The sequence below is a fragment of the Flavobacterium sp. DG1-102-2 genome (assembly GCF_033042555.1).
Lineage (GTDB): Bacteria > Bacteroidota > Bacteroidia > Flavobacteriales > Flavobacteriaceae > Flavobacterium.
On sequence record NZ_JAWLIK010000004.1, the window covers coordinates 167601 to 186571 of the forward strand.

Genomic DNA, 18971 nt, shown 5'->3' on the forward strand with positions numbered 1-18971 from the left:
TTTAAAATTGTGCTGCCGTAAATGTAAATGACGGTAGTTTATTACCTTTGCTGTACTATGGAAATGTCTTCAAAACTATTAGAAATGGCAGTAGCCGAAATCTCCCAGCTGCCGGGCATTGGTAAAAGAACGGCGTTAAGGCTGGCGCTTCATCTTTTAAAGCAGCCTGTAGAGCAAACGCAGCTATTGGCGGGAGCGCTAAAGAAGATGAGGGAAGAGATACAGTTTTGCAGGCAGTGCCACAATATAAGCGATGTTGAGGTGTGCCAGATATGTGCCAACAACTCAAGGGACAGAAGCATTATTTGTGTGGTAGAAGACATACGTGATGTAATGGCTATTGAAAACACCAATCTTTTTAAAGGTACATACCATGTACTGGGGGGCAAGATATCGCCAATGGATGGCGTAGGGCCAAGCCAGCTAAATATTACAACACTGGTAGAAAAGGTAAAAACAGGTTTGGTTAAAGAGCTTATTTTTGCCCTTAGCTCTACGATGGAAGGCGACACCACCAATTTTTACATCTATAAGCAAATTAAAGAATATAACATAATTACATCTGCTATTGCAAGAGGTATTGCCGTAGGCGATGAGCTTGAATTTGCCGATGAGGTAACCCTCGGCCGCAGTATATTGCACAGGGTTCCGTTTGAAAATTCCCTGAGAAGTACGTAGGGTTTTACTGCGCATTCCTGTTAATATACATGTTAATAGATGTATAATAAACAAAATATAGTGGTTATATTTGTAACCTTACTTTAAAAGCTTCGGCTGTAACCACAAGACTTCATGCATACTAAACCAGGGGTAAAAATACTGATAACCGGAGGGGCGGGCTTTATAGGTTCTAATTTATGTGATCATTTTTTAGGAAAAGGCTATAAAGTAGTCTGCCTTGATAATTTTGCTACGGGCTTTATGAAAAACATAGAGCATAATTTATCAAACCCTGATTTTACCCTTATTGAAGGCGACATACGAAATATTGACGACTGCCGCAAAGCGGTTGAAGGCGCTGACTATGTGTTACACGAAGCGGCTTTGGGATCGGTTCCCCGATCTATAAAAGACCCAATTACAAGCAACGATGTTAATGTGGGTGGTTTCCTGAATATGCTTACAGCCAGCCGTGATGGCGGTGTTAAACGGTTTATTTATGCAGCCAGCTCGTCTACCTATGGCGATTCTGAAGCGCTTCCTAAAGTGGAGGACAAAATAGGCAGGCCGCTTTCTCCTTACGCCATAACTAAATATGTAAATGAACTCTATGCTGATGTTTTTAGCCGAACGTACGGAATGGAAACTATAGGGCTTAGATATTTTAATGTCTTTGGCAGAAGGCAGCACCCTGAGGGGGCTTATGCTGCTGTAATACCAAAGTTTGTCATGCAGTTCATGAAGCATGAAAGCCCGGTAATAAACGGTGATGGTAACTTTTCGCGCGATTTTACCTATGTAGATAATGTCGTGCTGATGAATGAGCTTGCGATGACTACGGATAATACCGAAGCACTAAACACGGTTTACAACACTGCCTATGGCGACAGGACTACCTTGAGGGAACTTATAGGATATTTAAAAGATTATTTGTCTGAATACGATACGGCCATAAAAAACGTTGAGGTTATTTATGGACCGCAAAGGGCAGGAGATATTCCGCACTCTCTTGCAAGCATAGAAAAAGCGAAAAGGTTATTGAATTATAACCCGGAGTTTTCTATACAACGCGGACTTAAAGAGGCTGTTTCCTGGTATAGGGAAAATTTAAAGCAGCCCGATTAAAACAATAAAGAATGAAAATAACAATTATAGGATTGGGCTACGTGGGTTTGCCTCTTGCTGTTGCAATGGCAAAAAAACATACGGTAGCCGGTTTTGACATAAACAAAGCAAGGATTGAAGAGCTTAACGCATTTAACGATTCTACGCTTGAAGTAAACAGTGAAGATCTTGAGAAAGTTATAACAAGCATTGGCCAGGGTAATGAAGGGCTTAAGTGTACCTCTAACCCTGACGATATAAAGGCTTCGTCTTTTTATATCGTCACTGTACCTACACCTGTAGATAAAAACAATAAGCCTGACCTTACTGCACTTTATAAAGCCAGCGAAACCGTAGGCAAAGTGCTTAAAAAAGGTGACATAGTAATTTATGAGTCTACTGTGTTTCCGGGTGCTACAGAGGAGGAATGTGTACCTGTGCTGGAACGCACCAGCGGGTTAAAGTTTAATGTAGACTTTTTTGCGGGCTATTCGCCTGAGCGTATAAACCCCGGCGATAAAGAACACACGGTAGAAAAGATACTTAAGGTTACATCGGGTTCAACTCCAGAGGCTGCGCAAAAAGTAAACGAACTGTATAAGTCTGTAATTACTGCCGGCACTTACCTGGCGCCGTCCATAAAAGTTGCAGAAGCGGCAAAGGTTATAGAGAACTCACAGCGTGATATCAATATAGCATTCGTAAACGAATTATCTAAAATATTCAACTGCCTTGATATTGATACTTATGCTGTTTTAGAAGCTGCAGGTACAAAATGGAATTTTCTTCCGTTCAGGCCGGGTCTTGTAGGCGGGCACTGTATTGGTGTAGATCCATATTACCTTGCACAAAAAGCGCAGGAGGTAGGTTATAATCCCGAGATAATTCTTGCGGGGCGAAGGCTTAACGACAGTATGGGAGAGTATGTTGCCTCTCAGGTGGTGAAGCTGATGCTTAAAAAAGGGGTAGAAATGAAAGATGCCAGAATTCTTATGCTTGGTATCACCTTTAAAGAAAACTGCCCTGATGTAAGGAATACTAAAATAGTGGATGTTATACATGCATTAGAAGAATATGGAATTTCGGTTACGACATACGACCCTCGGGCGAAGCCTGCCGAGGTAGAGCATGAATATGGGCTAAAAACTACAAATGTGTTGCCTGATGAAAAATTTGGCGCCGTAATACTGGGTGTTGCCCACAACGAATTCCTTGATTTAGATTACGATTCGCTCCTTCTTGAAGATAGCGTGCTGTATGATGTAAAAGGAATTTTAGGCAGCAGGGTAGACGGAAAGCTTTAAGAAAAAACTGCACAAAAAACCTTAATAAAATTAACGTGAAGCATTTGCTTATAAGCTTAAAAAGATTGTAAGTTTGCAGATTAAATAAATACTTTAGAAAACACCTTTTTTGATTTTGTCAAAAAAGGTGTTTTCTAAATATATTAAATTGATAATCAATGGGTATTGTTAAAAATATATGCTGTATTGGGGCAGGCTATGTAGGTGGTCCCACCATGGCTGTAATAGCACATAAATGTCCGCATATAAAAGTAACCATCGTAGATCTTAATGCAGAAAGAATTGCTGCATGGAACGATGAAGATGTAAATAACATCCCTATTTACGAGCCGGGCCTTTCAGAAGTTGTGCAGTCGGCGAGGGGTAAAAATCTTTTCTTTTCAACTGATGTAGAAAAAGCCATTGATGAGGCAGATATGATTTTTATATCGGTTAACACACCTACAAAAACGTATGGTTTAGGTAAAGGCATGGCGGCCGATCTTAAATATATTGAGCTTTGCGCGAGACAGATAGCTGCTGTTGCAAAGACAGGTAAAATTGTTGTAGAGAAATCTACACTGCCTGTAAGGACTGCCGAGGCTATAAAAAATATACTCGATAATACCGGTAACGGTGCAAAATTCCAGATACTTTCTAATCCTGAGTTCCTTGCAGAAGGTACGGCTGTAGAGGATCTTTTACATCCTGACAGGGTGCTTATAGGTGGTGACACAGATGCTGAGGGGAAAAAAGCCATTGATGCATTGGTAGAAGTTTATTCTAACTGGGTGCCTGAAGAAAAGATACTAACGACAAATGTATGGTCATCTGAATTGTCTAAACTTACTGCAAATGCATTTCTTGCACAACGCGTTTCTTCTATAAATGCGATGTCTGAACTTTGTGAACGAACAGGTGCGGATGTTAATGAAGTAGCACGTGCCATAGGCATGGATAGTCGTATAGGGTCTAAGTTCCTTAAGGCATCGGTAGGTTTTGGAGGTTCATGTTTCCAAAAAGATATTCTTAACCTGGTTTACATTGCAAAGTCTTACGGACTTAATCAGGTGGCAGATTACTGGGAGCAGGTTGTTATAATGAACGACCACCAAAAACAGCGTTTTGCTGCAAATATCGTTAAGACGCTTTATAATACAGTATCGGATAAAAAAATCGCTTTTTTGGGCTGGGCCTTTAAAAAGGATACTAATGATACAAGGGAATCAGCTGCAATATATGTGGCTGATGAACTGCTTAACGAACAGGCAAACATAGCGGTTTACGACCCTAAAGTTGAAAGCGATGTTGTGTACAGGGATTTAAATTACCTTGATACACGAAGCGCTGAACAGAATAAGCTGGGGGTGAGTATAAGTGACGATCCTTATACAGTATGTAAGGACGCACATGCTATTGCTGTGTTAACAGAATGGGATGAGTTTAAGGCTTACGACTGGCAAAAGATATATGACAACATGAAGAAGCCTGCCTTTGTATTTGATGGCAGGAATATCCTTGATGGCGACAAGATGAAAGATATAGGTTTTATATTTCAGCAGATAGGAAAATAACCAAAGTTTTTATATGAAGATATTAGTAACAGGTGCAGCGGGTTTTATAGGCTATCATTTATGCGAAAAGCTTTTGGCTTTAGGGCATGAGGTGGTAGGGCTTGACAACATAAACGATTATTATGATGTTAATCTTAAACTGGACCGCTTAAAGCAGCTGGGTATTACTGATATAAGGGAAGGTACTCTTGTTGCCGGAACGATTCATAGAGATAAATTTAAGTTTATAAAGCTTAACCTTGAAGACAGGGATGGTCTTCCAAAAGTTTTTGATGCGGAAAAATTTGATGCTGTTTGCAATATGGCAGCACAGGCAGGAGTAAGGTATAGTATTGAAAATCCTTTTACTTATGCTGAAAGCAATGTTATGGGGTTTTTGAATATCTTGGAAACCTGTAGGAATTATGATGTTAAAAACCTTGTTTACGCTAGCAGTTCCAGTGTATATGGATTAAATGATAAAATTCCGTTTTCGACAGATGACAATGTAGATAAGCCTATTAGTTTGTATGCTGCTACAAAAAAGAGTAACGAGCTGATGGCGCATACCTACAGCCATTTGTTCGGTATAAAGACCATCGGGTTGCGTTTCTTTACGGTGTATGGCCCGTGGGGAAGGCCGGATATGGCAATATTTTTATTTACTGATGCAATTTTAAAAGGTAAATCTATCAAGGTATTTAATAAGGGAAACTTGTCGAGAGACTTTACTTACATAGATGATATTGTTGAAGGAGTTGTGGCTACATTGTTGAATAATGAAAAAAAATCCACATCTTTGTACGAAATTTACAATATAGGTAACAGTAAGCCTGTAAAGCTTCTGGATTTTATAACTGAAATAGAGAGAAGTACGTATAAAACTGCGGTGAAAGAGATGCTGCCTATGCAGCCGGGAGATGTTGAAAAAACATGGGCAGATGTAACTGAACTTGAAAAGGAATACAATTATAAGCCGCGTACTGATATTAGTAGCGGAGTGAGCCATTTTGTAGAGTGGTATAGAGACTATTATAAGGTATAAGTATATAGAAATGAAAAAAATTGTTATTACCGGAGGAGCCGGTTTTATTGGTTCGCATGTTGTAAGGCGTTTTGTTAACAGGTATCCTGATGTGCAGATATACAATCTTGATGCATTAACTTATGCCGGTAATCTTGAAAATATCAAAGATATTCAGGATATGCCTAACTATACTTTTCTAAAGGCGGATATTACCGATGCAGATGTTATCAATGAATTGTTTGATAAGTACAAGTTTGACGGAGTATTGCATTTAGCTGCTGAATCTCACGTTGACCGTTCTATAAAAGATCCACTGGCATTTGTAAAAACAAATGTGATAGGTACGATGAATCTATTGAATGCATTCAAAGCATTATGGAAAGATAATTTTGAAGGTAAACGTTTTTACCATATAAGTACTGATGAGGTTTATGGATCTCTTGGTGCAGAAGGTCTTTTTACAGAAGAGACTTCTTACGATCCTAATTCACCTTATTCTGCTTCTAAGGCAGCTTCAGATCATTTTGTAAGGGCTTATGGCGAGACGTATGGCATGCCATATGTACTAACAAATTGTTCTAATAACTATGGGCCATATCATTTTCCTGAAAAACTGATCCCATTATTTATTAATAACATTATTAATAACAAACCACTTCCTGTATATGGAGATGGTAAATATACACGTGACTGGTTGTTTGTAGAGGATCACGCCGTCGCGATAGATCTTGTATTTCATGAAGGTAAAAACCATGAAACTTACAATATTGGAGGATTTAACGAATGGCAGAATATTGACCTTGTTAAATTGCTTTGTACTATCATGGATAAAAAACTAGGTAGAGACGAAGGTACTTCAGAAAAGCTGATCACTTATGTAACAGATAGGCCCGGGCATGACCTTCGTTATGCAATTGATGCGACGAAGATCAACAAAGAGCTTGGCTGGAAACCTTCAGTTACCTTTGAACAAGGACTTGAAAGAACTATAGACTGGTTTTTAAACAACCAGGAATGGCTTGATAGTGTTACTTCTGGTGATTATCAGAAGTATTATGATAATCAATACAGCGTTTCAAAATAATGGAAATTGAAAAGACAATACTTGAAGGATGCGTAATTCTTAAGCCAAAAATATTTAATGATGGCAGGGGATATTTTTTCGAAAGCCATAACGAAGCTAAATTTAATGAAGTAACTGGGACGGCAACGAAGTTTGTTCAGGATAACCAGTCTTTTTCTACTTACGGGGTGTTAAGAGGACTTCATGCTCAATCAGGTGAGTATGCCCAGGCAAAACTTGTGAGAGTGCTATCTGGAGAAGTGCTTGATGTTGCGGTAGATGCGAGGCCTGGTTCGGCTACGTTTGGGCAATATGTTGCCGTAAGGCTTAGTGCAGAGAATAACCTGCAGCTTTTTATACCAAGAGGTTTTCTGCATGGATTTGTCGTGCTTTCTGAAACGGCTGTTTTTTCTTATAAATGTGATAATTATTATAATAAAGAATCGGAAAAGGGAGTGATATATGATGATCCCGCTATAGGTATCGATTGGCTTGTAAAAGCTGAAGAACTTGAGCTTTCTGAAAAGGATTTAATATTGCCAACTTTGGCAGAAGCTTATAGCAAATAGATGAAGAAGGTATTAGTTACAGGGGGTAACGGACAATTAGGTCTATGCATTAAGTCTCTTGAAAAGGATTTAGGCATTGATAATCAATTTATCTACCTCACATCTAAAGAGATGGATGTTACAAATGCAGAAAGCATTAATACAGCTATAGCTTCTCACAACCCGTCCTACATTATAAACTGTGCGGCTTACACCGCAGTAGATAAGGCCGAGACCGAAAAAGAAGCGACTTATTTAGTTAATGCTACCGGTCCGGAACTTTTAGCAAAGGCCTGTAAAAACAAAAATATCGTACTGATACATATATCTACCGATTTTGTATTTGGTGATACCCGCCCGCTTCCTTTAACCGAGGATATGGAAACCACTCCTACAGGAGTTTATGGCGCTTCTAAACTGGCAGGCGAAAAGCATATTACGGAGAATATGTCAGATTATTTTATAATAAGGACCAGTTGGCTTTATTCTGAATTCCAGAACAATTTCCTTAAGACGATGCTTCGCCTTGGTAATGAAAAGGATGAAGTATCAGTTGTTTATGACCAAGCAGGAACTCCAACTTATGCAGTAGACCTGGCAGAGTTTATCTATCATATCATAAATACTGATTCCACCAAATTTGGTTTGTATCATTATAGTAATGAGGGTGTTGCGTCTTGGTACGATTTTGCGTTTGAGATATTCAAGCTTAATGGGATAAAAATAAATTTAAAACCTATTACATCAGATAAATTTCCAACTGCTGTGAAACGTCCTAACTATTCTGTAATGGCTAAGGATAAAGTTAAAGATAATTTTAACGTAACTGTAAAACACTGGACTACCAGTGTTGCAGATTGCTTAACAAAAATATAAAATGAAAGGAATTATATTAGCAGGCGGTTCGGGAACCAGATTATATCCGCTTACTAAATCTGTATCTAAACAGATGATGGCCATCTATGATAAGCCGATGATCTATTATCCCCTTTCCGTATTAATGCTGGCAGGGATAAATGAGATACTTATAATCTCTACTCCGCATGACCTTCCTAATTTCAGGAATCTGTTAGGTAATGGCGATGATTTGGGAATTAAACTTGAATATGCAGAACAGCCAAGCCCGGATGGTCTTGCACAGGCTTTTATAATTGGAGAAAAATTTATTGGCTCTGATGATGTTTGCCTTATTTTAGGTGATAATATATTCTATGGACATGGGCTTACTGAGTTGCTTAAAACGGCAGTAAAAAACGTAACTGAAGATAAAAAAGCAACAGTATTTGGCTACTATGTTCAGGATCCTGAGCGTTACGGCGTTGCTGAATTTGATGAAAAAGGAACTGTTATTTCTATTGAGGAAAAGCCTGCCGTGCCAAAAAGTAATTATGCCGTTGTAGGTTTATATTTTTATCCTAATTCTGTTGTAGGTGTTTCAAAGAATATTAAACCGAGTGATAGGGGCGAACTTGAGATTACAACTGTTAACCAGGTCTATCTTGAAGATAAAACCCTTAAAGTGGAATTGATGGGCAGAGGCTATGCATGGCTTGATACAGGTACGCACGAGTCATTGCTGGAAGCTTCTAACTATATACAGACAATAGAGAAGCGCCAGGGGCTTAAAGTAGCCTGTCTGGAGGAGATTGCTTTTGAAATGGGATACATAAATAAGCAAAAACTATTGGAACTGGCAGAGCCTCTAAAGAAGAATGAATATGGAAAATATCTTCTTAAACTCGCAGAAAGAAAATAATCAGTTACACCATTTGAAAATTTACAGCATTTAATATTTTGCTATAATTTATGAAATTTATGAATAAGATAATCGCTTTTATTGTATTGCTTACCCTTAGTATGTCTTCACCTGTTTTTGGGCAGAACATATTTAAAAGCAATGATCTAAAGGCTGTCGTGGTTGACGATTTGTCTGACGATCAGATAAGGCAAATACAATCACAATTGGTTGCTAATGGATCTACAATAGAAAGCGTCGAGCCGATGGCTATATCAAAAGGGATGTCAAAAGGGGAGTTTGACAAGTTAAAACTTCGATTATCTAAATTGCAGACTCAAGGTAATACGACTTCAAGTAGCTCTGATGTTGCAAGGAAACAAAAAGTTTCTGATGAGGATGCTGCGAAACCCGATGGGGACGGTACTCCGGCTATAGATCCATTGATTTTTGGTTCGGAATTGTTCAGCAATCCGACTCTGAACTTTGCACCAGATTATAAACTTGCTACCCCGCTCAACTATGTTTTAGGGCCCGGGGATGAAATGCAGATTTCGGTTTATGGCGTTCAGGAATTTAATGCAAGCCTACCTGTATCTGTAGAAGGAAAACTCTCTATTCCGTACGTTGGCCAGATTTCGGTTGCTGGCATGACAATAGAAGCAGCGACACAGAAGATAAAAGCTTCACTTTCCAAAGTTTATAGTACTGTATCTTCAGGGCAGTCTACCGTTTCTGTTAGTCTGGGTACTATCAGGACTATCAGGGTTACAATAATTGGAAGTAGGCAGCCGGGGAACTATTCTATTTCGTCTTTGGCAAGCGTTTATAACGCTTTGCATTTAGCAGGTGGTCCGGCAGATAATGGAAGTTACAGGAATATCCAACTCATTCGTGGAAATAAAGTTTATAAGAATATTGATATCTATCGCTTCTTAGTAAATGGCGATAAATCAGATGATGTAGGACTTAAAGATAATGATGTTATTAAGATTCCTGTATATAAAAAGAGGGTTATTTTAGAAGGGGAAGTAAAACGTCCGGGAATCTTTGAGATGAAAGGGGAAGAAACTTTTTCCGATCTTTTGTCTTTTGCTTCAGGATTTAGCGATGTAGCATATACTGCTTCTGTCAACGTGGTTCAAAAAACTGATAAAGAATATAAAGTAAGCGATATTTATGCTTCGGAATATTTGACCTACAAACCCCATGCTGGTGATGTTTACAAAGTGTCTAAAATTTTAAGCCGTTTTGAAAACAGGGTGACAATTGAAGGAGCTGTCTTTAGGCCAAATCAATTCTCTTTTACAGCGGGTATGAAGGTATCAGACCTTATAAAAAAAGCAGATGGTTTGCGCGAAGATGCGTATACTCAGCGTGGCAGGATTGTTAGGCAAAGGCCGGATCTTACATCTGAAATCGTTGAAGTTAATATTGGTAAGGCAATAAGCGGAGACGCAGAATCTGATATTGAATTAAAACGTGAAGATGTATTGACGGTTTATTCGTTGTTAGACTTTAAAGAAAACTATTCGATAACTATTAACGGAGAAATTAAAAATCCTGGCGTATATCCTTTCGTAGAACAGCTTTCCTTAAATGATCTTTTGGTAGAAGCCGGTGGTTTAACCGGAGCTGCATCTAAAAAGGTGGAAATTGCACGCATGATAAAATCTGAAGATATAAAGGTCAATTCACAAAAAGTAGAATTGCTGAATATTGAGATAGATGCAATGAGCAATGAGCAACTGGATAATATTAAACTTAAGCCATTTGACGTTGTTAATATCAGGAAATTACCAGTCTATGAACAACCTGAAACGATTATGGTGAGCGGGTCTGTTATTTATCCCGGTAAATACGTTTTGGCAAACAAAGATGAAAGAATCGCTGATGTTATAAAAAGGGCAGGAGGGCTAAATCCTCAAGCTAATACGGAAGGGGTAAAAATTAAGAGGCCAATTAAATCTGACCAGTTAGAAGATCTTAATAGAATAGATTTAAACCTTGGTAAAGGTGATACCATTCAGGATAAACTGACTCAGAAAGTTGCAGAACTTAGATATGCAACTATACCTGTGGATTGGAGGCAAATAGCAAAAAATGAAAGACATTATTCTAATGTTTTGCTGCAGCCTGGAGATGAAATAGAGGTGTCGGCATTTACTGAAGCTGTAAAGATTTCAGGCAATGTATTACTTACTTCCGAAATTCCGTATAGAAAAGGAAAGGGATTTAATTACTACATCAATTCTGTGGGAGGTGTGGACGCTAAAGGTTGGAAACGTAAGTCTTATATTATTTACCCTAATGGAAGAGCTGAAACCGCAGGTTCATTTTTGTTTTTTAAGTCATACCCTACTATTGAACCAGGTTCACAAATTGTTGTTCCCGCGAAGCCCGAAGGTAGAAAACTTTCGACAGGTGAGATTGTGGGTATTGCAGGTATCCTAACGAGTCTTGCGGGTGTTGTAATTGCAATTTTAAGATAGCATCATGGAAAAAGAAAAAAATAATGGGTCTGACGATATCAGTATTAGAGATATATTTCTGGATATAAAAGATTGGTATCAATTTCTTATTTCAAAATTTAAGCTTATTTTATTTTTAGGAATTCTAGGCGCCGCTTTGGGCGTAGGATATTCGTATACAAAAAAACCGGTATATGTTGCTACACTTACATTTGCTTTAGAAGATGAAAAATCTTCAGGACTTGGTGGTGCCTTTGGATTGGCGAATCAATTTGGACTGGATGTTGGAGGGAGTGGAGGAGGCGTTTTTGCAGGATCAAATCTAATAGAACTGTTCAAGTCAAGAAGTATGGTTGAGAAAACATTATTGACTCCTGTAACCTTGGAAGGTAAGACAATCTCTTTAGCGGAGATGTATATTCAGGAAGAAAAATGGAGAGAGGCTTGGGTTGAAAAACCGAAGTTTAAAAAGATACAGTTTTTACCTGACAGCAATAGGCGGCATTTTACCAGAGAACAAGACAGTATTTTGGAAGTTATTTATAAAAATTTATCTGGATCTGGTTTGTCAGTAATTCAGAAGGATAAAAAAGTAGGAATATTGTCCGTTGAGGTAAAGTCTACAAATGAGGTATTTTCAAAAGTGTTTACAGAATCCCTAGCTTCTGTTGTTTCTGATTTTTATATTACAACTAAGAGTGAAAAAGCACGACTAAATATGACGATTTTGCAGAGACAGCTTGATTCTATACGTGGAGAGCTTAATAATTCGCTGCAAGGTGTAGCTGTAGCGAATGATAAAACATTTGGATTGAATCCCGCACTAAACATAAAAAGAGTTCCTTCCGCAAGAAGACAAGTAGATGTACAGACAAATTCTGCTACCCTTGGAGAATTAGTAAAACAAACTGAACTGGCAAAGGTAGCAGTAAGAAAAGAAACTCCATTAATTCAGATAATAGACGAACCCATATATCCATTGAAAAAAGAGAAATTTGGACGGTTAAAAGGATTGATATATGGTGGGTTTCTTGCAGGTTTTTTTACAGTAATATTTTTAATAGCTAGACGTTTTTTTGCTAATTTCAAATAACAATCAATTAATATCATATGACTTTCGAGAACAAAACAATTTTAATTACCGGGGGTACTGGTTCTTTGGGAAAAGCACTTACATCTCACATATTTAAGGACTACCCCAATATTAAGAAACTCATAATTCTGTCAAGGGATGAACAAAAGCAGTTTCAGATGGCTCAGGAATATCCTGAAAAAGATTTTCCTCAAATAAGATTTTTTTTAGGTGATGTTCGTGATCAGGAAAGGTTGATAAGAGCTTTTCAGGGCGTTGATATAGTTATTCATGCAGCTGCAATGAAACATGTGCATTTAGCAGAATATAATCCTGATGAATGTATTAAAACAAATATCGGAGGTGCACAAAACGTTATCCACGCGGCCTTAGCGACAGATGTTCAGGATGTTGTAGCACTATCTACTGATAAAGCATGTGCTCCCATCAATTTGTATGGCGCAACTAAGCTAACATCAGATAAATTATTTGTGGCGGCTAATAATATTAAAGGCAAAAACCCTATTAAATTTTCAGTGGTTCGATATGGTAATGTTATGGGGTCTAATGGTTCAGTAATACCATTTTTTATGAAGAAACGCGCAGAGGGAGTATTGCCCATTACAGATGAGTCTATGACAAGATTTAATATATCTTTGCAAGGTGGTGTTGATATGGTTATGCATGCAATAAAACACGCATGGGGAGGAGAGATATTCATTCCAAAAATACCTTCCTATAAAATTACGGATGTGGCTGAAGCGATAGCTCCTGAGTGTAAACTAAATATAATAGGAATTAGGCCAGGGGAGAAAATCCATGAAGAAATGATTACTTCCTCTGATTCATATAATACTTATGACTTGGGGAAATACTTCACAATACTTCCGTCAGTCCCAAATTTTGAACTTAATAAATTTACTGAATTCTTCAATGCTAAGAAAGTAAATGAAGGATTCAATTATAACTCTGGTACAAATACCGAGTGGGAAACCATCGAAGGTTTAAGAGAACTTATTAAAGAACATGTAGATGCAACATTTAGCTAAAAAGGAAAAATCAATACCGTACGGACGGCAGAATATAACTCAGGAAGACATCAATGGTGTTATCGCGGCATTGCAATCAGATTATTTAACTCAAGGGCCTAAAATTGCAGAATTTGAGTTAGCGTTCGCGGATTATATAGGTGCGAGATACGCCGTGGCAGTTTCTAATGGTACGGCTGCATTACATTTATGTGCGCTTGCTTTGGATGTTAAAAAAGGGGATAAAGTAATTACCACGCCTATTACATTTGCAGCATCTGCAAATTGTGTAAGATATTGTGGGGGAGAAGTTATATTTGCGGATATCGACCCTGTTACCTATTTGCTTGATATTGATAAAGTAAGAAGTTTGTTGGAAGCATCCCCAAAGGGCACATATAAAGGAATTATTCCTGTAGATTTTGCTGGAAGAGCTGTTGATCTTGAGGCCTATCGAAATCTTGCGAATGAATACGGTTTATGGATCATAGAAGATGCATGTCATGCTCCTGGAGGTTCTTTTCAGGACAAAAGAGCAAACAGTCAAAATTGCGGTAATGGTAAATTTGCAGATCTAGCTATATTTTCTTTTCATCCGGTTAAGCATATCGCTTGCGGTGAAGGCGGAATGATTACCACTAATGATGAAGCGTTATATAAAAAACTATTGATGCTGCGTACACATGGTATTACCAAGAATGATGACGCTTATACTAACAGTATTGGCTTTGCAGCAGGGACACCAAATGCAGAAAATTACCCCGGATGGTACATGGAGATGCAAATTCTTGGTTATAATTATAGGTTAACCGACTTTCAGGCTGCATTAGGTATTACCCAATTGCAGAGAGCCGATTCAGGAATAGAAAAAAGAAGAGAGATTGCACAGAAATATAATAGTGCCTTTGAAGGCAAATGTTTTATTAAAGGGCAGTCAGGCGTAATTGAAGGTCATGCCTATCATCTCTATGTTATAGAAGTTGAAGATAGGCTTGGGCTGTATAATTTTTTAAAACAAAACAATATTTTTGCTCAGATACATTATATCCCTTGCCATCTAATGCCGTATTACAGGTCATTTGGCTGGAAAGAAGGTGATTTGCCAATGGCTGAGAATTACTATAAGAGTTGTATCAGTCTGCCAATGTATCCTACTTTAGCTGATGATGAGCAGTTGTATGTTATCGATAAAATTGAAGAATACTATAAAAAATAAGAGATGAAAATACGTTATTGTTCTAAATGTTTATTTCCTGAAACAAAACCGGATTTGTTCTTTAATGAGGAAGGAGTATGCTCAGCATGTGTTGCTGCAGACCAAAAAGACACTTCAATAGACTGGAAACAAAGAGAAAAAGATTTCTTTTCGATTATAGATAAATATAAAAAAGCACCGGGTGAAGTAGGCTATGACTGTCTTATACCTGTAAGTGGCGGAAAAGACAGCACATACCAGGCTTACTTTATGAAAGAGGTATGCGGGCTAAATCCGCTTTGCGTATGCTTTGAGACGACTAACCTTACAGAACTTGGCCAGCGAAATATTGACAACATATCTAAAATGGGTATTGATGTTATCTATTTCAAGAAAAACTACAATGCTTACCGAAGCATGGTAGTTGAAGGTTTTAAGAGGGTTGGTGACGAAATGTGGCCTAACCATCTTGGGATTTTTACAATACCTATACATATAGCAGTTAAGTTCAATATTCCTTTAGTACTTTGGGGCGAAAACCCACAGCAGGAATACGGCGGACCGGTAGAATCTGTACAAAACAAGCACCTTAACAGGAGATGGCTCGAAGAGTTTGGCGGCCTTTTAGGCAACCGTATACAGGATATGGTCGGTGTTGATGGTTTAACCGAAAAAGATTTAACACCATATTTCTATCCTTCTGACGAAGATATAGACAGGGTAGGTGTGGTTGGTATATTCCTTGGACACTATTTCTTCTGGGATGCCAGGAAACAGCTTGAAATCGTTAAGCAGCATGGCTTTGCAGTGAAGGAAGACGGTCCTGTTGAAGGTACATACACCAATTATGAAAACCTTGACGAGAAGATGCATGGTCTGCATGATTACCTAAAATATGTAAAATATGGTTTTGGACGTGCTACAGACCATGCCTGTATAGATATCAGGAATAACAGGCTTACCCGTGAGGAAGGCCTTAAGCTGGTAAAGCAGTATGATGGTAAATACCCTCATTATAGCGTTGATGAATTTGTAAAATATTCTGGAATGAGCAAAGAAGAGATTGATGCAGTTCTAGATTCGTTTACAAATTCGATTCTGTTTGCACAGGATGACAATGGCAACTTTAAAAAAGATGCAGAAGGTAATTTAGTGAGAAATTTTGAAGTAGAATAAATGGTAGCAATAATTGATTATGGAATGGGTAATGTGGCATCTGTTCAAAAGGCATTAAACTTTTTGGGCGTTAAGAGCACTATTACAGCTGACCATGATGTGATAAGAAATTCATCGTCAATTTTGCTTCCCGGAGTTGGTTCATTCTCACAGGGAATGGAAAACCTCCAGGAAAGAGGCCTCGTAGAATTGCTTACTGAAGAAGTTGTTGCCAAAAAGAAACCTTTTCTGGGTATTTGCCTTGGTATGCAGCTGATTCTTGAAAGAGGAAACGAACCGTATGAATGCAAGGGTTTAGGATGGGTAGAAGGTGAAGTTGTAAAGTTTGAGCTTGAGAATCTTAATATTCCTCATATGGGATGGAATAATATAGAGGTGCACAATGATACCTACTACAAGTCGCTGCCAACTAACGATTTTTATTTTATACATAGTTATCATGTAGTGCCTGCAAACAAGCAGGATATTGCTGCTACGGTACATTATGGTTTTGATGTGGTAGCCAGCGTACAGAAGGATAACATTTTTGCTACCCAGTTTCACCCTGAAAAAAGCCAGACAGCCGGATTATCAATTTTAAAAACTTTTTTTGACGTAAATGCTTAAAGTAAGAATCATACCTATACTAACTTTTAATGGTTTTGGTCTTGTTAAGACCAAAGAATTTGGCAATCCGAGGATGGTGGGCAATCCTGTACAGGCGGCAAGGGTTTATAATAACAGGGGGGTAGATGAACTGGTATTTATAGATATTTTTGCTACTGCCCAGAAAAGAAAGATAAACCTCAAGCTTGTTGCCGATGTTATTAAGGAATGCTATATGCCGGTAGCTATAGGAGGTGGTATAGAAACGATTGAAGATATTAATAACCTGCTTAAGATTGGTGCCGATAAAGTTGTGATAAAAACCAAAGCACTCCTTGATAAGGAATTTATTAAGGAAGCGGTGGCTTTTTTTGGCAGCCAGTGTATAAGCATTGCTATCGACGCATATAAAACTCCTGAGGGTTATAAGATTCATAATAAACTGGATATTGATAAATCAGTAGAGGCGTTTGTGCAGGAAATGATTGACTGTAAGGTGGGCGAATTCATTTTGGTAAGTGTTGACAATGACGGTATGATGAATGGATTTGATACAGAAATGGTACATTATGTTGAACAAATGACCAACATTCCTGTAATTGCAGCGGGTGGTGGTGGCAATATGGAACATTATATTGAATTATTTTCCAAGACCAACGTTCAGGCAGTAGGTTCGGCAAGTATATTCCACTTTACACAATACACACCGCTTGACATAAAAAATGAGCTGAAGTCAATTAATATTCCGGTAAGGATTTAATTTTATCTGAATTGAAAAGAATAGCGATTATACCCGCCCGGGGTGGCAGTAAAAGGATTCCAAACAAAAACATAAAAGATTTTTTTGGTAAGCCTATCATTGCATACTCAATACAGGCAGCCCTTGACAGCGGCCTGTATGATGAAGTGATGGTGTCTACCGACAGCGAATCTATAAAAGAAGTTGCCCTGCGATATGGAGCGAAAGTTCCCTTTATGAGAAGTGAAGGTAACAGCAACGACTTTGCAACAACTGTAGATGTACTTCTTGAAGTTATAGAATGTTACAGGCAGGGCGGTCACGAATTTGATGCGGCAACCTGCATATATGCCTGCGCACCTTTTACAAGTGCTGATTTGCTTACGGCATCGTTTCAGCTGCTGGATAAAGGCTGCGACTGCGTTTTTCCGGTACTGCCCTATTCTCACCCTATACAGAGGGCGGTTGAAGTATCAGAAGAGGGAAAGGTTATCCCTTTTTTTAATGCAGATGATACCACAAGGACTCAGGATTTTAAGCATGCATTTCACGATGCCGGTATGTTTTATACCTTTGATGTCCTTAAGCTTTTAGTAAATAGAAGCCTAAGGACACAGGATACCCTCGCCATAGAGATCGATGAGCTTTGTGCCCATGATATTGACAGCGAAAATGACTGGAAACTGGCCGAGCTGAAATATAAAATGTTCGTTAAATGAGAAATTATAAATGCTTAAAGGCTTCAGCATATACTAGTGGCACGTTTAGCCTTGTCCCGATAAGGGATGAAGATAAGCTTGATATACTAAAGATGCGCAATGAGCAGATTTATCATTTAAGGCAGGCAGAAGTGCTTACTATAGCGATGCAGGAGACTTATTTTGCTAATGTTGTTTCTAAGTTATTTGATCAGGAAAAACCTGGGCAGATACTGTTTACGCTATTGGAAAATGGCGAATTTATCGGTTACGGTGGCCTTGTACATATAAACTGGATAGACAAGAATGCCGAGGTTTCATTTATAATGAAAACAGAGTTTGAAAAAGATAGGTTTGAATACTATTGGAAAAATTACCTTTTTCTTTTAGAGGAGGCCGCTTTTAAAGACGCAGGATTCCATAAAATTTTCACCTATGCGTTTGACCTAAGGCCGCATTTATATCCTGTGATGCAAGCATCGGGTTTTAACGAAGAAGCCAGGCTGAAAGAACACTGCTTTTTTGAAGGCAGGTACCTTGATGTGGTAATTAACTCAAAAATAAATAAGGATGCTTAGCATAAGAAAGCCTGGTATTGATGATATGCAGCTGTATTTTGACTGGGCAAACGATCCTGAAGTCAGGGGGCAGTCGTATAATTCTGACCCGATAGACTTAGGGAATCATAAAAAATGGTTTGAGTCAGCCCTTAAAAATGAAGCCTGCTTTATGTATGTTTTTGTAAATGCTGATAAAGAAGATGTAGGGCAGGTTCGTATACAAAAGCAAAATGATAGGGAAGCACTAATAGGCATATCTATAGATTTCGGCCATAGAGGAAAGGGGTACGCAAAAGAAATGCTGCTTTTGGCCACAGCTTCTTTTTTAGGATCGAACAATGGTTTTTTAATAAATGCTTATATAAAAGAGAGTAATTTAAGTTCTAAGCTTTCTTTTGAAAAGGCAGGATTTCAATTTAGTGATATGGTAGATTATGAAAACTTCAGGAGTTTTCATTATATAAAAGAATAAGA

At 38.2% G+C, this 18971-nt stretch carries 19 protein-coding genes; all 19 read left to right on the forward strand.

The window, feature by feature from the left end; genetic code table 11:
* Positions 1 to 57: 57 nt before the first annotated feature.
* Positions 58 to 678: a recombination mediator RecR gene (gene recR / locus R1T16_RS07985; protein WP_317500572.1), complete on the forward strand. Its 621-nt coding sequence runs from the start codon at positions 58 to 60 to the stop codon at positions 676 to 678.
* 114 nt (positions 679 to 792) lie between these two features.
* Positions 793 to 1785, forward strand: coding sequence for an SDR family oxidoreductase (locus R1T16_RS07990; RefSeq protein WP_317500573.1), 993 nt, complete (start codon positions 793 to 795; stop codon positions 1783 to 1785).
* 11 nt (positions 1786 to 1796) lie between these two features.
* Positions 1797 to 3068, forward strand: a complete 1272-nt coding sequence (locus tag R1T16_RS07995; protein ID WP_317500574.1) for a nucleotide sugar dehydrogenase — start codon at positions 1797 to 1799, stop codon at positions 3066 to 3068.
* Positions 3069 to 3226: 158 nt separating this feature from the next.
* The gene (locus R1T16_RS08000; RefSeq protein WP_317500575.1) at positions 3227 to 4621 is read left to right on the forward strand and encodes a UDP-glucose 6-dehydrogenase; all 1395 of its coding nucleotides are present in this window, start codon (positions 3227 to 3229) and stop codon (positions 4619 to 4621) included.
* 13 nt (positions 4622 to 4634) lie between these two features.
* Positions 4635 to 5645 (forward strand): NAD-dependent epimerase, encoded by a 1011-nt coding sequence (locus tag R1T16_RS08005; RefSeq protein WP_317500576.1) that lies wholly within the window; start codon positions 4635 to 4637, stop codon positions 5643 to 5645.
* 10 nt (positions 5646 to 5655) lie between these two features.
* A complete protein-coding gene (gene rfbB / locus R1T16_RS08010; protein ID WP_317500577.1) occupies positions 5656 to 6711 on the forward strand; it encodes a dTDP-glucose 4,6-dehydratase in 1056 nt (351 codons plus the stop codon).
* Complete coding sequence (gene rfbC / locus R1T16_RS08015; RefSeq protein WP_317500578.1) at positions 6711 to 7259, forward strand: dTDP-4-dehydrorhamnose 3,5-epimerase; 549 nt, start codon at positions 6711 to 6713, stop codon at positions 7257 to 7259. Before rfbB ends, rfbC begins: the two co-directional genes overlap by 1 nt.
* Complete coding sequence (rfbD, locus tag R1T16_RS08020) at positions 7260 to 8114, forward strand: dTDP-4-dehydrorhamnose reductase (RefSeq protein ID WP_317500579.1); 855 nt, start codon at positions 7260 to 7262, stop codon at positions 8112 to 8114.
* A gap of 1 nt (position 8115) precedes the next feature.
* Positions 8116 to 8994: a glucose-1-phosphate thymidylyltransferase RfbA gene (gene rfbA / locus R1T16_RS08025; RefSeq protein ID WP_317500580.1), complete on the forward strand. Its 879-nt coding sequence runs from the start codon at positions 8116 to 8118 to the stop codon at positions 8992 to 8994.
* A 59-nt stretch (positions 8995 to 9053) separates the two neighbouring features.
* Positions 9054 to 11465, forward strand: a complete 2412-nt coding sequence (locus R1T16_RS08030) for an SLBB domain-containing protein (protein WP_317500581.1) — start codon at positions 9054 to 9056, stop codon at positions 11463 to 11465.
* A 4-nt stretch (positions 11466 to 11469) separates the two neighbouring features.
* Positions 11470 to 12537, forward strand: a complete 1068-nt coding sequence (locus tag R1T16_RS08035; protein ID WP_317500582.1) for a Wzz/FepE/Etk N-terminal domain-containing protein — start codon at positions 11470 to 11472, stop codon at positions 12535 to 12537.
* Positions 12538 to 12554: 17 nt separating this feature from the next.
* Entirely contained in the window at positions 12555 to 13565 is a 1011-nt protein-coding gene (gene pseB, locus R1T16_RS08040; RefSeq protein ID WP_317500583.1) for a UDP-N-acetylglucosamine 4,6-dehydratase (inverting), read from the forward strand.
* The gene (gene pseC / locus R1T16_RS08045; protein ID WP_317500584.1) at positions 13549 to 14760 is read left to right on the forward strand and encodes a UDP-4-amino-4,6-dideoxy-N-acetyl-beta-L-altrosamine transaminase; all 1212 of its coding nucleotides are present in this window, start codon (positions 13549 to 13551) and stop codon (positions 14758 to 14760) included. The genes pseB and pseC overlap by 17 nt, the downstream gene beginning before the upstream one ends.
* A gap of 3 nt (positions 14761 to 14763) precedes the next feature.
* A complete protein-coding gene (locus R1T16_RS08050) occupies positions 14764 to 15915 on the forward strand; it encodes an N-acetyl sugar amidotransferase (RefSeq protein WP_317500585.1) in 1152 nt (383 codons plus the stop codon).
* Positions 15916 to 16521 (forward strand): imidazole glycerol phosphate synthase subunit HisH, encoded by a 606-nt coding sequence (gene hisH, locus R1T16_RS08055; protein WP_317500586.1) that lies wholly within the window; start codon positions 15916 to 15918, stop codon positions 16519 to 16521. It begins immediately after the preceding gene.
* Entirely contained in the window at positions 16514 to 17260 is a 747-nt protein-coding gene (locus tag R1T16_RS08060) for an imidazole glycerol phosphate synthase cyclase subunit (RefSeq protein ID WP_317500587.1), read from the forward strand. Before hisH ends, R1T16_RS08060 begins: the two co-directional genes overlap by 8 nt.
* 11 nt (positions 17261 to 17271) lie before the next feature.
* Complete coding sequence (pseF, locus tag R1T16_RS08065; protein ID WP_317500588.1) at positions 17272 to 17958, forward strand: pseudaminic acid cytidylyltransferase; 687 nt, start codon at positions 17272 to 17274, stop codon at positions 17956 to 17958.
* The gene (locus R1T16_RS08070; RefSeq protein WP_317500589.1) at positions 17955 to 18515 is read left to right on the forward strand and encodes a GNAT family N-acetyltransferase; all 561 of its coding nucleotides are present in this window, start codon (positions 17955 to 17957) and stop codon (positions 18513 to 18515) included. Before pseF ends, R1T16_RS08070 begins: the two co-directional genes overlap by 4 nt.
* Positions 18508 to 18969, forward strand: a complete 462-nt coding sequence (locus R1T16_RS08075) for a GNAT family N-acetyltransferase (RefSeq protein WP_317500590.1) — start codon at positions 18508 to 18510, stop codon at positions 18967 to 18969. Before R1T16_RS08070 ends, R1T16_RS08075 begins: the two co-directional genes overlap by 8 nt.
* Positions 18970 to 18971 lie beyond the last annotated feature (2 nt).

Bases quoted from the DNA above. Each gene is read 5' to 3' on its own strand.
- recR (WP_317500572.1), top strand. From the start codon at position 58: ATGGAAATGTCTTCAAAACTATTAGAAATGGCAGTAGCCGAAATCTCC.
- R1T16_RS07990 (WP_317500573.1), top strand. From the start codon at position 793: ATGCATACTAAACCAGGGGTAAAAATACTGATAACCGGAGGGGCGGGC.
- R1T16_RS07995 (WP_317500574.1), top strand. From the start codon at position 1,797: ATGAAAATAACAATTATAGGATTGGGCTACGTGGGTTTGCCTCTTGCT.
- R1T16_RS08000 (WP_317500575.1), top strand. From the start codon at position 3,227: ATGGGTATTGTTAAAAATATATGCTGTATTGGGGCAGGCTATGTAGGT.
- R1T16_RS08005 (WP_317500576.1), top strand. From the start codon at position 4,635: ATGAAGATATTAGTAACAGGTGCAGCGGGTTTTATAGGCTATCATTTA.
- rfbB (WP_317500577.1), top strand. From the start codon at position 5,656: ATGAAAAAAATTGTTATTACCGGAGGAGCCGGTTTTATTGGTTCGCAT.
- rfbC (WP_317500578.1), top strand. From the start codon at position 6,711: ATGGAAATTGAAAAGACAATACTTGAAGGATGCGTAATTCTTAAGCCA.
- rfbD (WP_317500579.1), top strand. From the start codon at position 7,260: ATGAAGAAGGTATTAGTTACAGGGGGTAACGGACAATTAGGTCTATGC.
- rfbA (WP_317500580.1), top strand. From the start codon at position 8,116: ATGAAAGGAATTATATTAGCAGGCGGTTCGGGAACCAGATTATATCCG.
- R1T16_RS08030 (WP_317500581.1), top strand. From the start codon at position 9,054: ATGAATAAGATAATCGCTTTTATTGTATTGCTTACCCTTAGTATGTCT.
- R1T16_RS08035 (WP_317500582.1), top strand. From the start codon at position 11,470: ATGGAAAAAGAAAAAAATAATGGGTCTGACGATATCAGTATTAGAGAT.
- pseB (WP_317500583.1), top strand. From the start codon at position 12,555: ATGACTTTCGAGAACAAAACAATTTTAATTACCGGGGGTACTGGTTCT.
- pseC (WP_317500584.1), top strand. From the start codon at position 13,549: ATGCAACATTTAGCTAAAAAGGAAAAATCAATACCGTACGGACGGCAG.
- R1T16_RS08050 (WP_317500585.1), top strand. From the start codon at position 14,764: ATGAAAATACGTTATTGTTCTAAATGTTTATTTCCTGAAACAAAACCG.
- hisH (WP_317500586.1), top strand. From the start codon at position 15,916: ATGGTAGCAATAATTGATTATGGAATGGGTAATGTGGCATCTGTTCAA.
- R1T16_RS08060 (WP_317500587.1), top strand. From the start codon at position 16,514: ATGCTTAAAGTAAGAATCATACCTATACTAACTTTTAATGGTTTTGGT.
- R1T16_RS08070 (WP_317500589.1), top strand. From the start codon at position 17,955: ATGAGAAATTATAAATGCTTAAAGGCTTCAGCATATACTAGTGGCACG.
- R1T16_RS08075 (WP_317500590.1), top strand. From the start codon at position 18,508: ATGCTTAGCATAAGAAAGCCTGGTATTGATGATATGCAGCTGTATTTT.